Annotated in this window: 9 protein-coding genes; 6 read left to right on the top strand and 3 right to left on the bottom strand. The window is 31.4% G+C overall.

Going from position 1 to position 13,338, the window contains the following annotated elements; translation table 11 throughout:
• The first annotated feature begins 4 nt into the window (after positions 1-4).
• Both dptG and dptH read left to right on the top strand, forming a co-directional pair.
• The gene (gene dptG, locus QDN89_RS19395; RefSeq protein ID WP_280771827.1) at positions 5-1,426 is read left to right on the top strand and encodes a DNA phosphorothioation-dependent restriction protein DptG; all 1,422 of its coding nucleotides are present in this window, start codon (positions 5-7) and stop codon (positions 1,424-1,426) included.
• Positions 1,407-6,560 carry a DNA phosphorothioation-dependent restriction protein DptH gene (gene dptH / locus QDN89_RS19390; protein WP_280771826.1) on the top strand — a complete coding sequence of 1,718 codons (5,154 nt, stop codon included), beginning with the start codon at positions 1,407-1,409 and terminating at the stop codon, positions 6,558-6,560. The genes dptG and dptH overlap by 20 nt, the downstream gene beginning before the upstream one ends.
• Before the next feature lie 37 nt (positions 6,561-6,597).
• Here dptH and QDN89_RS19385 read toward each other — a convergent pair whose 3' ends face one another.
• Genes QDN89_RS19385 through QDN89_RS19375 form a run of 3 tightly spaced genes read right to left on the bottom strand, consistent with a single transcriptional unit; the run spans position 6,598 to position 9,192 of the window.
• Positions 6,598-6,972: a hypothetical protein gene (locus tag QDN89_RS19385; RefSeq protein WP_280771825.1), complete on the bottom strand. Its 375-nt coding sequence runs from the start codon at positions 6,970-6,972 to the stop codon at positions 6,598-6,600.
• 14 nt (positions 6,973-6,986) lie between these two features.
• Positions 6,987-8,993, bottom strand: a complete 2,007-nt coding sequence (gene dndD / locus QDN89_RS19380) for a DNA sulfur modification protein DndD (protein WP_280771824.1) — start codon at positions 8,991-8,993, stop codon at positions 6,987-6,989.
• 7 nt (positions 8,994-9,000) lie between these two features.
• Positions 9,001-9,192 carry a DNA modification system-associated small protein gene (locus tag QDN89_RS19375; protein ID WP_280771823.1) on the bottom strand — a complete coding sequence of 64 codons (192 nt, stop codon included), beginning with the start codon at positions 9,190-9,192 and terminating at the stop codon, positions 9,001-9,003.
• A gap of 97 nt (positions 9,193-9,289) precedes the next feature.
• Between QDN89_RS19375 and QDN89_RS19370 the strand changes: the two genes are divergently transcribed.
• From QDN89_RS19370 to QDN89_RS19355, 4 genes are read left to right on the top strand one after another with little or no spacing between them, the layout of a single operon-like run.
• Positions 9,290-10,693 carry a DEAD/DEAH box helicase family protein gene (locus tag QDN89_RS19370; RefSeq protein WP_280771822.1) on the top strand — a complete coding sequence of 468 codons (1,404 nt, stop codon included), beginning with the start codon at positions 9,290-9,292 and terminating at the stop codon, positions 10,691-10,693.
• Positions 10,694-10,716: 23 nt separating this feature from the next.
• The gene (locus QDN89_RS19365) at positions 10,717-10,902 is read left to right on the top strand and encodes a hypothetical protein (protein ID WP_280771821.1); all 186 of its coding nucleotides are present in this window, start codon (positions 10,717-10,719) and stop codon (positions 10,900-10,902) included.
• Positions 10,892-12,895, top strand: coding sequence for an AAA family ATPase (locus tag QDN89_RS19360; RefSeq protein ID WP_280771820.1), 2,004 nt, complete (start codon positions 10,892-10,894; stop codon positions 12,893-12,895). Before QDN89_RS19365 ends, QDN89_RS19360 begins: the two co-directional genes overlap by 11 nt.
• Positions 12,882-13,328 (top strand): DNA phosphorothioation-associated protein 4, encoded by a 447-nt coding sequence (locus tag QDN89_RS19355; RefSeq protein ID WP_280771819.1) that lies wholly within the window; start codon positions 12,882-12,884, stop codon positions 13,326-13,328. Before QDN89_RS19360 ends, QDN89_RS19355 begins: the two co-directional genes overlap by 14 nt.
• The last annotated feature ends 10 nt before the right edge of the window (positions 13,329-13,338 follow it).

Raw genomic sequence — 13,338 nt, 5'->3', positions numbered from 1 at the left:
AGTTATGCATAAAAAATTAGACGTAGAAACTCTAGATAAACTGATAACTCATCAGCATAAAACAGGGAATATAAGGGGTGTTCTACCTTTTGTTACAAAAGATGTTAAAGCTAGACTTCAAGGTGAAGTTAGAACTGTTTTAGGTGAGTTTTCAAGACAAGTTTGTAGTCAAACTTTAGAGAACGATCAAGATCCTCTGCATCTACATGAAACAAGCGCAACTTATGATATACAAGAGAAAACAATAATTGAGAGAATGACAGCAGATGTTACTTCTGATAATGAAGATGATCGTTACGATTTAGAAAGACTATTGAGTACGTTATTATTTAATAATGAGAAAGATGTACAAGCTATTCATCCTCATATATTTTTGTATTACCCTTTGTCAAAAGGTAAAAGAGGAAATCTAGAAAAAAGGGTAGCCCATTTCTTGAAGGATGTTCTTGTTATAGACCAACCTACAAAAGTCGCAGATGTATTTAATAAGAAGAATGATGAAGATTTACTAGTATCTATGATTCTACATCATTTAGATGAGTTAGAAGATGATACCAAGCCTAAGGGTAAAAATGATTATCAAAGTTTGCTACCCAGTGCTACAGAAATGTTTATTGATGATTTCTTCTTCTTAAGTTCTCGTAGGGATTTCTTTTTAGAGCATTTTGAACTATTCTTGCATCACTATTATTTCTTATATGTATCACAACTTACATTTAAATTTGCAATGTTTACAGACGGTAACTATTCTCATGTAAACCCTCTATATTATTCATTGGATTGGGAGTCACTGAATAAAAGAAGGAAAGCATTTAATGATGTTTACAGTTTTAAAGGATTGAGAGATCGTGCACCTTATGTATTTGTTCATGTACACACACAGTCTCAATTAAGTCATAATTGGTTAAATAATGAAGGAAATACATTCATGACATATAATGACTTGAGTAAAAAGTTAGAAAATGAAGCATCGGATAATGAGAAGGCAGAATTTTTAGATGACTTAAACGAGTGGCTGACTAAGTATGCCTCAAAAATGAATTTTGAGTCACCCCAGAATTCGACATCTATAAAAAGTGCTATTAAAAATCTCTATAACTCATTAAAAGAAGGAATGAGCTCTGAAGTTTGTAAGAATTATGGTAAATTAGTGGAGGATGCAGCGTTTGGAAAGTTTTTAAAAGCTCGTGGTAGTTTAGGTCATACACTAAATATAACGCAAGATTTCTTACTAATGCTGACAGCTCTAGCTGTTAAAAATAGACCTCGTATTGCCTTGAAAGAATTATTTGTTGAATTTGAAAAAAGAGGTATTAAATTGGATAGATATTCGCAGAAAGAAGTGGTTGATTTGTTAGATAGTCTTAATATTATCGAAAAGAAAAGTGATAGTGGTGATGCTCAGTATGTCAAACCCATTCTTTAAATATATTAGTGAAATGTTAGTGAGAAGGTTCCAAGGTCAAATTAATCCAGGTGATCGCTTTTATGTGCAATTAGATAGTAAAAGGGAAGTAGAAGGACTGATTAATGAACTTGAACAACTAAATAGCGTAGAGAACTTCGAGTACAAACATGAGACAGGTACAACTTACCAAACATTTGCTATTAACATTGATCAAGTGAAGTTGGTTGTCGCATCTACTTCTGAAGGAGTAACCCCAGACTTCTTAGTAACCTTAAGAAACCAAGTAGGCGATCAATTAGGTGTTTGGGAAAATACCGCGTTGTTAAGCATAGTATCTGAACAATTAGATAGTATCCAAGGTGGAAGTAGTGATCTGCAAAAAGAAGGTATGCCGTTGCATTCTCAATCTCTTAATGATTATTTAAAAAATGATATTGAAAATAGCGTGTTAAGAAAAGTAGATCAAACGATACTTTTAGAAAACTTAAAACGTTTAATGGAAGATCAGTTTGTGCAACAAGTTTCACTTTTAGATTTCCAGGAAATCTTTAGAACTCTTACAAAAGGATCGCTTGAAGATGAAGATTATAAACGGTTTGGTTTATTTAAAGATCATGATTTACAAAATAAAACCGGAAAAGAACTAACGGAACGATTAAAATCTAACTATGAATTATTTGAACAAGTTCAGAGAATTCATGATTTTGGTGCAGTCGAAGAAGATCTTGAAAAGAAATTCAGTAATAAGGGAGTTCAATTTCTGAAACAAGACAATTGGATAGATACTTCTTTTTCAGTTGTTTATAATGCTGCCGAAGAGAAAGAAAAGGAAAACAAAGATGCAAAAGTAAAACTGCAAGAAATAAAAATACCTAATTTTAAATACTGGGAACGTCCGCAAAAAGAAAATTCAGCGGGTCAAAGAAAAAGACAAATCATTATTTTTAATGATGAAAACAAGGATTCAATCCATGTACAAGCTAAATTTGAAGTCTCAGGTAACACAATTAAAAATCTTTCGGACGAGTTCATTACAATTCCAAATTACTCTAAAGCTTATATTGAATATGATATGGGAAGAAAGAATATAAATTTAAAATTAAAACCTAAAGCAGATGATGTTACTTTTATTAGAGTCAATTATAAGCATGAAAAAAGAGCCGCTCTAGGTGCAGAATTTCATATTGTCATAGTTCCTTTTAGTGAGAAATATTTATATGATATAGAAACTCGCTACACTGTTAATGTTGCAAAAAATTTCATAGAGCTAAATTCTGAAATAGAAGAGTTAAAAATTGGTGCAGGGAAAAACACAAATTCGATTGACGTTATTAAGGACAATCAATTAATAACTGTTGAAGAAGATGAAGGTGTCTTATTAATACCACAAAGTGATGCATTTGATGAACAAGATCTTTTGAACATTAAACTTCAAATTAACAAAGCTACTCTTAATCTTTTATTAAAGAATCAGTTGCCTGAAACAACACCAATAAGAGCTTTAAGAATTTGGCGTTTAAAAAGAGAGATGCAACAAAACTTCATTTATTCAAACAATAGGTTAGTAATCGGAAACCGAGAATTTTATACCCATTCTGAATATAATCAATTTTTGCAATGGGAACTAGAGTGGATCAAAAATGGTTTTTTCGCTTCAAGAGTTGAAGCGGATAAACTGTATGAAGAGGAACTGAAGATCCATGAAGACTTAAGAGAAGCTTATAGTCGATTTCTAACTTATTTTAAGATACACAAGTCAACACCTTCTTTATGTTTTGTAAGTGAGGAATATGAAAAGCGTGCAAAAGATTATATCTTTCAATATATCAAAGAGATAAAAAAAATTAGAAATAGTTCTAGATCTCAGGAACGAATAGATTTAATGAGACTTGGAACTCAAAAAGACGTACAAGGGATTTATCTAACCCCTTTCCATCCTTTAGTTATTTCATATCAACTGAAAGTAAATGAACGTCTGAAAAATAACGAAATAGACCAAAGTATTTTAGAGAGATTAAGCCCAAGTACTCTACTTCCTTTCATTTACGATGAAAATGACGAAAGGTACAGGCCTGATTCAGATATTCCTCTTAAAGAATGGATAAAGTTCAAGCCAGTTAATGAAGTTTCTGTTTCTGATGCTTCTAATTATTTAGCAAAAGTGGTTGAAGATAAATTAAAGCAATTTGAAGAGCATTTTACTTATTTGTTCGTAGAAGGTGCAAAAGCTTCAGTTAAAGTAAATGTCATAAATATTAGTAATGACTTAGAAGTATTACGAGGAATTTTAAAATGGATTGTTACAAGAATCGATAAGAAAGGACCTGATTCTTTAAATCCGATTGAAGTTTCACTATATTTTAAAGATAAACAAGATAGTGTATTCGATCAATTCTCCAAATTAAAAGACCCTGATGAAGTATATCAACTGTTTAATGTAAAGCTTAGTTCTAAGAAGTATGACCCTAATGATATATTAAGGTTTATTAGACAAACACTATTCTATTTTAAACACACTACTGATGAAACACTTGAATATGCACATTTGTCTTTTTATAAAATGATGAGTCAAGAAAATTTTACGATGCAACCTATGGAAGACATGCTCTCAGGAGTTAGTTTAGATGGTATCTTATCTTCCGTACCTGCAATGAAGAGTGATGATTCCTACCGAAGTGGCTTTGGTGTGAGAGCTTATGAAATGAAACCTGAGGATACATTGCTACAGGTAGTTTATTCAGTAAATGAATTAGCGGCTAACGTGAGAAACAAAGGTAGTGATGCATACAGACCTGGAGTGGCAATAATGTCCCGTACTACTACAGATGATGAAGAAACGCTAAATAAAATCTTCCGTTCATCTTATTGGGTTACTTTTGTAGATCCTACTGTTGACTTAGAATACTTCCAATCCTATGATCGAAACTTAGTAGTTATTCATTATAGTGATCAATACACCTCTTCAAGTCGTTATGATGCTATTACAGTTACAGATAAATCAAAGCAATATAATAATGTAATTAAACAATATTTAAAGGGGAAGGGTATATCCGTCAGTGATGAAGATGTGACACAAACAATCAAATCTTTCAATGCTTTTAATGGAGAATGGTTATTAAGAATTATAGGAAGTAAAGGTCATTATGACCGTGAAAAATTGAGTATTTTATCAGCAATTAAGTACACGTTAAGTTACTTTGATCATAAAAATATTGTATGGGTACCAATTTCTTTAGAAGAAATTTTAAGAGTTGCAGGCGCGGTAGGATTAACGAAAAAAGATGGGGTATTCACTGCTAAAAACTTAGGTGTAAGTGGTTCTCATAGTGATGACTTGTTGTTAATTGGTTTAGAGTCAAGAGACGAAGAACTACTTCTTCACTTCTATCCCGTAGAAGTAAAGATCGGCAAAAATAATTCGCCTGTTATTGAAAAAGCGAAAGCTCAATTACGACAAACAAAGAAACTATTTACTGACTATTTGACAAAATATGATGATGAAGGAAACATCAATTTTACCCATCAATTTTATAGACAATTCTTTGTGCAACTATTTATTGCTAACTTTAATAAGTTGGCCCAAAGTGATTTCTGGCCAGAAAAAAAATACGAATTAGCTGATGAAACAAGGTATAAATTGCTTAGCGACAACTTTTCAGTCTCAGAATACCTCGTTCCTTTAATAGGAAAAGGAGCTATTATGTCATTTGAAACCGATAGATATGTCGGTGGTGTTGATTATGATGAAGAAGTCACAACCTTGTACTTAAATGAAGCGGATGGTTCTCGAGGCATCATTGAGTCCGTTCAATCTTTAGCGGATAAAGTAAAAGAAGGCAAAACAGATTTTCCAACAGAGTCGTTAATTCAAAATAATTACCAATCAACTATAAATGAAGAACGAGAAGAACAAGTTCAAGAAGGCAATCCAGAAAGTGAAGATATAGAAGGAGAGAAGCCATCTATAGTTAGTGGAAGCCTAAATGTTGGAACGAAGACTAATGATAACCCTAATGAACCTTCTCAGTTAGAAGATGTTCGCATTTTGATCGGAGAAGCTGATAAGTCTAACCAGCATATTTATTGGGAGTATGGTAACAAGGAGCTAGCGAACAGGCATTTATTGATCTCAGGAAAATCAGGTCAAGGAAAAACTTACTTTATGCAATGTTTGTTACTTGAACAAGCACTTCAAGGGATTTCTAGTATCATTATTGATTATACGGAAGGCTTTTTACCTAACCAATTAGAGGAAGAGTTCGTAGAAACATTGGGAGAAGATAGATTAAAGCAAACGATCGTTTATAATGAGAAGTTCCCAATAAATCCATTCAAGCGAAATGTCCGTAATATAGGTGGAATAGAGATTGAGGAAAATGAGACAGATATTGCTGAACGTATCAAAAGTGTATTTGGTGCTGTTTACCCATCGTTGGGGATACAACAATTAAACGCAATATATGAAGCAACTCAACAAGGCGTTTTAAAATACAGTGACCAAATGACTTTATCTCAATTAAAGAACGAATTAGAAGAACTTGATACTTCTTACGCAAAAAAAACACTATCTCAAATAAGAAACTTAATAGATAGGAACCCCTTTACTAGTTCACAAGAAGAAGTGGATTGGGAAAAAATAATAAATAGTAATGGGACTGTTAACATCATACAACTAACGGCATATCCAAGAGATGTTCAGTTGATGATTACCGAATTTATATTATGGGACCTTTGGAATCATTCTGTCCGAAAAGGTAATAAACATATTCCAATACCCGTGGTTTTAGATGAAGCTCAAAATCTTGATCATCGTGAACACTCTCCATCAGCAAGGATATTAACTGAAGGAAGAAAATTTGGTTGGTCAGGTTGGTATGCAACGCAGTTCTTAAAATCACAATTAGATGGTGACGAATTAGCACGTTTACAAAATTCATCACAAAAAGTTTATTTTTCACCACCAGAACAAGAAATAAGTGGAATCGCGAACAGCTTATCCAAAGAAAAAGAAGACAAAAAATATTGGGAACAAAAACTTTCTTCACTAAGAAAAGGTCAATGTATAGTACATGGTCCAATTTTGCATAATGGTAAGTTAACTGAACCAATTGCACAAGTAGTAAATATTACTGCGATAAACAAGAGAATATAATAATATAAGCTAGGCATGATGCCTAGCTTATTTATTATTATTCTTTTATCAAAGTTGTTTTGTAATCTTCAAGTGCTGAAAGGTTATTAATTTCATCTTCGATTACTCCTAAACCTAGTTCAATAAAGTGAGCCATAGTCTTTTCAAGACCAGAATCTTCAAAAGTGGTATTTGTCTCATTTATAATCAATTGTTTAAATAGAAGGAAATCTTCGCCTTTAATAATATTATCAGGTATAGTCCATTTTTCGCCCGAAATACTACTAAGATTAACTTGTTGTCCCTCATAATTAGCAATCCCTTTTGCTAAGGCAATTTTTAATCCATAAGGCCTCTCACATTCCAGGTGATCACATAAAGAATCTAGTATTTTCTTTGAAGATATAGAAATATACATTTTTTTATTAGACATTATTTAGCTCACCTCTATACATTTATGAAATCAAAATATTGATCACGGATAATGGTATAATTTTTCTCTTCATCGTAATCGAGCATATACTGTTTATAAGAATTGTCTTTCATTAAATCTACATACTCTTTTGTAACCTCAGTATCTGTTGATAATATAATTACTTGTTTACTTAAAAACTTATAGTAATGTTCGATTAAGTGTTTACGATGGTAACTATCCAAACGGCCAAGTGGAGTATCTATGACCACTGGAAGCTCCAAATCAGACGCTTTAGTCAGAGCCCAAATTAATGCAGAAGAGATCATTTGCATTTCGCCAGCTGACCGCTCTTGAACGCTAATTTCCTGATTTTTATCGTTATATATTCGAACTGTATAAGAATCCAAGTCGAAATCAACTTTACCAAACTCATTTTGTTTTCTAAAAAGCTTGTTAAGCATATAAGAAAATTGATCTCTAATATAATGTGCTTTCATTGACGTACTTCGATTAACAAAGTCTTCAGTAGCATTAATAATTCCTGTTATATTATTGTATTTTTCATGTACATCTTCAAGTCCTTCAACTTTTTCAGTCATACGTGTAATCTGGTTTTTTAACTTAGTCTTATCATCTTCAAATTTCAACACACGTTTTTTAAGGGCTTTTTGTCTTAGTTCATTTTCTTTAATACTTCCTGTTACGTCTTCTATTTTTTTATTCTCTTCAGACACGTCCAAGGTATCAGGAGCATTTTCTAATTCTTTCTCTACTTCCTTTAATTCATACTCTAGTTGAGCAATCTTATGAACCGTGCTTTTATATTTTTTTATTGAAGGAGCTTTAAGGGATTGAATCCAGCTCAACTCTTTTGGAGATAAATCATGCAGTTCTTCAACTTTTTGTTTTTTTAGATTCTGGTCTTTTAACCAAATATCTTCACCAAGTTGACGTACTTTTATAAGTTGGTCATCTGTAAGTGGAGGATCAATATTTTTTTCTATAAGTTTATTCATAAAATCATGATAAGGTTTCAAGGATGCCTCAACTCTCAAGAGCTTGTTACGAGAATTTTTTTCAGATTCAACTCTCTTCTGTAATTTTATGATTTTTTTAGAAAGAATGACCTTTAATAAATGTTCTTCAATAAATAAATCTTTTTCTTTTCTTAACTGATTTAATGATGCTTGTTTTTGTTCCACTTTCTTAATGTATCGCTCTCTGGAATGCATGTTTTGTGTTAGCTTTTCTGTTCTTTTCTGTTGCAATTCTTTATAATTAGTATTTAATTGATTATATTGTTCAAATATTTTTTTCAGCTTGTCTTTGTCTCCGGTTAATTGTTCATCTATTTTGGTAATATTAACTTGATATTTATCGATATCTTTACTGTTTGTTAACTTTGACATATCATCTTCCAATTTTTTACTTATAGCTTTTAAATCATCTATTAATAAATTGTAAGTATCCATACCGGTGATTTTATGAATAGATTCTTTCATTTCTTTACTGTTTTGCCTTAAGATTATATCTTTTATTTCCTCACCGTCAAAAATGAAAAAAGGAGCGGCATGATAAGGGATCACTTTGTCAATAAAGCGATCAAAAGCTTGCATATTATCTATGTTTGTATGCCGACCATAAGTTGAACCCGGCTTGTATACAGTAATTTCCCGATTTTCATTAAGAACTCGCTTGTAATTATCAAAACTCCAAGATACTTTTAACTCCCATTCTTCTCCTTTATCCGTTTCAATAGTTAAAGAAATGGAACAATCTCTTCCGCCTTCTTCATAGAAGTTATTATTGATAACGTTAGAAAATTGTTTTTTATATTCCTGCTCTGAAATCCCACGTTTACCAAATAGAACATATACGATCGCTTTAAGAATCGTTGTCTTACCAGCACCATTTAATCCACCAATTAGAATAATATTTTTTTCGCTCTCATTTCTAGTTGTTAAAGGAATGTTTAGGTTAAGTTCTTGCGTACCATAATACGTTTTGTAATTATCTAGTTTTAATTTTTTTAAGAACATAATTTATTCACCTCTTAGCAATCTTAGAGAAATAGACAATATCAGCCATTAATTTTTTTCTTCTAGTGGCGGGGGTGTTATTTTCATATGCTAATTCATCAGCAGTTGTAAGTAATCTGGTTAAAACATCAGGAGAAACTTTATGCTCAGCACATACTTTATTTAATAGCTCTAGTTCTTTTCGTTTAATTTCTTTCACGAGGCATACGCTCCTTAGTGATAATTTATTTAACAATTTAAGGTAAAAAGAAAAGAAATTATGATACACTTATACTAAAATCAGTGTAGGTGATTTGATGCATAGTGATGAACGAAATATTGAGAATGCTGTCTTTCCTTGTCCAATTATACCAGATTACCTAGAACTTAGAAATTATCAAAAAGATGCTTTTATAAAATGGAAAAATAATAGTTTTAGTGGAATTTTTGAAATGGCGACAGGTACTGGGAAAACGATTACATCATTATATTGTCTGACTGAACTTTGGACTTTGAAAAAGCGATTGGCTGTGATTATTGTTTGCCCTTTTATTCATTTAGCAGACCAATGGAAAAAAGATATTCATGATTTTAACATTAATCCAATTACTTGTTACGGTTCAAGAAATATGTGGGAAAGTGAATTGCGTACGACAATTTCGGCTTTTAATTCTAAAGTCATTAATCATTTTTGTTTAATTACTACAAATGCTTCTTTTATAGGTGACACCTTACAAGAATTATTAAATAAGTTAGGTAGCGATGTTCTTTTTATTGCAGATGAGGCTCATTATTTAGGATCGGAAGAATGTAGAAAACGACTTTTGAAATATGTTGATTATAAGATTGGATTAACAGCTACACCAGTAAGACATCAGGATGAAAAAGGAACTAATGAGTTACTTCATTACTTTAACGGAATTACATATAAATTACCTTTAGAAGAAGCAATTGGAGATTTTTTAACGGAGTATTATTATTATCCTCATATTGTATATTTAACAAATGAAGAATCTGAAAAATATTATAGTATCACAAAAAAAATATCGAAATTCTACTATAAGAAAGACCAAACGAAAGACGAAGAAGAATCTTTAAAACATTTACTAATAAAAAGAGCTCGTATTAGTGCAAATGCCAGTAATAAAATTCAAACCCTTAGGCAACTTATTTATAATCATCAGCGAAAAGAAAAAGTTAAGAACACGATTGTATATTGTGGAAGTGGCGAAATGGATGGAGAAAGGTTTATTGAACGTACTATTAAAATGTTAAGTAGTGAACTAAATGTAAAAGTACATTCGTTTACTTCTAGGGAATCGGGAAAAGAGAGGAAAGAATTAATAAAGCGTTTTCAAAATGAAGATTTAGAAGCCTTGGTTGCAATAAAATGCCTAGATGAAGGAGTTAATATTCCAGCAATAAAAAATGCTTATATTATGTCTAGTAGTACTAATCCTAAAGAGTTTATTCAACGAAGAGGAAGAGTTTTAAGAAAGTATCCAGGTAAGAATTATGCGAAAATTTTTGATTTTATTGTTTTACCGAGAAATATAAAAGATATTCAATTAATTGATTCAGATTTATTTAATGTTGAAAGAAAACTGGTTAAAAAAGAACTAGAGAGATTTGTGGAGTTTAGTAAATTAGCGATTAATGGACCAGAAGCTTATGAAGATTTCTTGCCGATTATTAAAGATTATAACCTATTAGACATATAAAGTATAAATGGAGGTTTTTACTTATGAATGAGGAAGAGAAAGATGAGATTGTAGCTATTTTAAAAAAATTGAAACCTGAAGAAGTGAGCATTTTACAACAAGTATTATATAAAGAGAAGGATTTATTACATCGAGTTGACTTAAGAGGTTCAAGTATTGTCAAAGATATCGTCGATATAGTAAAGGAGCGAGTTAAAAATGTTAATTAAATCAATAGCTTTAGTTAACTTTCGGCAGTTTTATGAGAAACAATACATCTCCTTTGCTGAATCTAGCATTAAAAATGTCACCGTCATTCATGGGGATAATGGTTCAGGAAAGACAGCTTTGTTACATGCTTTTAATTGGTGCTTGTACGGTGAATTAAATTTACCGAATCCTAAAAATATCATAAATGAGCACTATGTTGCTGAGTCTTCAGTTGGGGATACAGTTCAAGCACATGTTAATATACAAATGGAGAAGCAGGGAGTAGTATATTCCATCACCAGAACTGTAAAAGCGCATAAAGAATCGGAACATAAGGTAATTTACTATGCACCAGAATTATCAATGGAGTATAGGGAAAATGGGCAATCAGAAATCAAATATGATGCTCAGTTACAGATTGATCGTTTATTACCAAGCGATTTAAAATCTTACTTCTTTTTTGATGGAGAGAGAATTGACAATTTATCAAAACACGACTCAAATAGTGATATTCAGATGGCTATTAAAAGAATGATGAATTTGGAAATCATTGAACGTGCTATCGACCATACAAATAAAGCAGCAAGACATTTTAGAAGTGAAATAAAAACAGCAGGTGATCAAAAAACTGTCGCTTTAATAGAAGAGTTAGAAAATAAAGAAGAAGTAAAGCATAATGAAGAAGCAAGAGTAAAACAATATGAAAAGAATATTTTAGCAATAGACAGCCAGATTAATGAACTCGAATCAAGATTAAAGTCTATTGAAGAAGTTAGAAGTTTACAAATTAAAATTGAGACAAACAAAGCAAAAATATCAAAAATAAATGAAGAAATAACAAATAACCGTTCAGAACAAAATAAAAAAATAAGTCAAAGAGGTTACTTGGCTTTTACATCAAGCTTAGCAGAAGATATCGATAAATATTTAAAGGAGAAGGGTCAGGATTCTTATTCTACGAATATTAGCAAAGAGTTTATTCGTGAAATAAGAGATGGACAAGAATGTATATGTGGAACAAAGTTTGATAGGACCTCTCAAATAAATGAGCATTTATTAACATTGGAAAATAATTTAAAAAACCATAATAATCAAACTAATATTTTATTGAATCTCTCATCTAATATCTCATTAGTAAACACGGAAAGACAGGATTTCTTTCATGGTTTAAAGACCTATAAAGGAGACGAGTTAGAACTAGCTTCATTTTTAAGGAAGTATAAAGAGGAAAACAATGAGGTTAGTAATGAAATTTCTAACAAAGATATTGAAGAGGTCGATAGTTTATTAAGTAAGAAAAGTGAATTGCACAAGCAAAGAGATCACTATATTGAAAGAAAGTCTATCACCAGTAAAGAAATTAATGATTTAGATAACAAGATAAAACAATTACAAAAAGATCGTGAGAAGGCAGAAGCTTTTGAGGAAAAATCTCAGTTAGCACAGTTGAGAGAAAAAACCTGCTATGAAGTTGAAGATGCTATGAAGGAAATTCTGAAGTTAAGAGAGATTATTGTACGAACTGAATTACAAGAAAGAATTTCGGAGGTATATAATAGTTTCTTGAGAAAAGGTTATAAAATACATCTTACAGAAGATTATAATTTAAGGGTTAATAATCTTTCTGGAAACGAAGTTGGTTTATCTCAAGGAGAAAGACAAATAACAAGTCTTTCTTTTATAGGCGCTATTGTTAATTTGACACGAGAACAATTTAACAAAGAAAATAAAAACTTCTTAGAAGAAGGAGGAATCTATCCTCTAGTAATGGATTCTCCTTTTGGAGCACTTGATACTGATCATAGAAGAAGGGTAGCTGAAGGAATTCATTTACTAGCTGACCAAGTAGTTATAATTGTATCCCCATCCCAGTGGAGTGGAGAGGTAGAATCAGAAATTAAGAAAAAGGTCGGAAAAGAATATATCTTAAAATATAATGATCCTCGTCATGAAAATAGTGAGCCTTATGAATATACTCAAATAATTGAGGTGAATAATGATGCGCAGAGTTAGAAGGCCAAAAGACCAAGAAGCTTATTATACGATGCTAGTAGACAAAGAGGAATACGGCATATTTTCAACTTATAAAGATATTTTTATGTTGGCAGGTCTGATTGGATTCTTTTATAAAAGAAAAAAATCTTTTGACAATTCAACTGAAGGAATCTCTTGGAATGTGTTTAATCTGAATACGGATGAAATCGTTATAGATATGGTAGCTATAAAAGATACAAAAGACCTTGATATTATAAATCCTGATAGGTTTGATGACAAAATCACTATATTCGAAGAATATGCTGCAGGAGGATTAGAGAGAATAATGCAAGTCTACAACGATTCTCCTTCAAACTTCACGGACAACCTTTATGATTTTTTATTAGAAATGGAAGGAATTAAAGATTCCTCTCAGAAAGAATTCAATGATATTACTAAGTTATTATATTAAGAGGGATGTT

It is taken from the genome of Salipaludibacillus daqingensis, from assembly GCF_029891575.1.
In the GTDB taxonomy this organism is placed as follows: domain Bacteria; phylum Bacillota; class Bacilli; order Bacillales; family Salisediminibacteriaceae; genus Salipaludibacillus; species Salipaludibacillus daqingensis.
The sequence above is the reverse complement of the archived record's forward strand: the minus strand, read 5'-3'. Positions and strand labels throughout refer to the sequence as shown.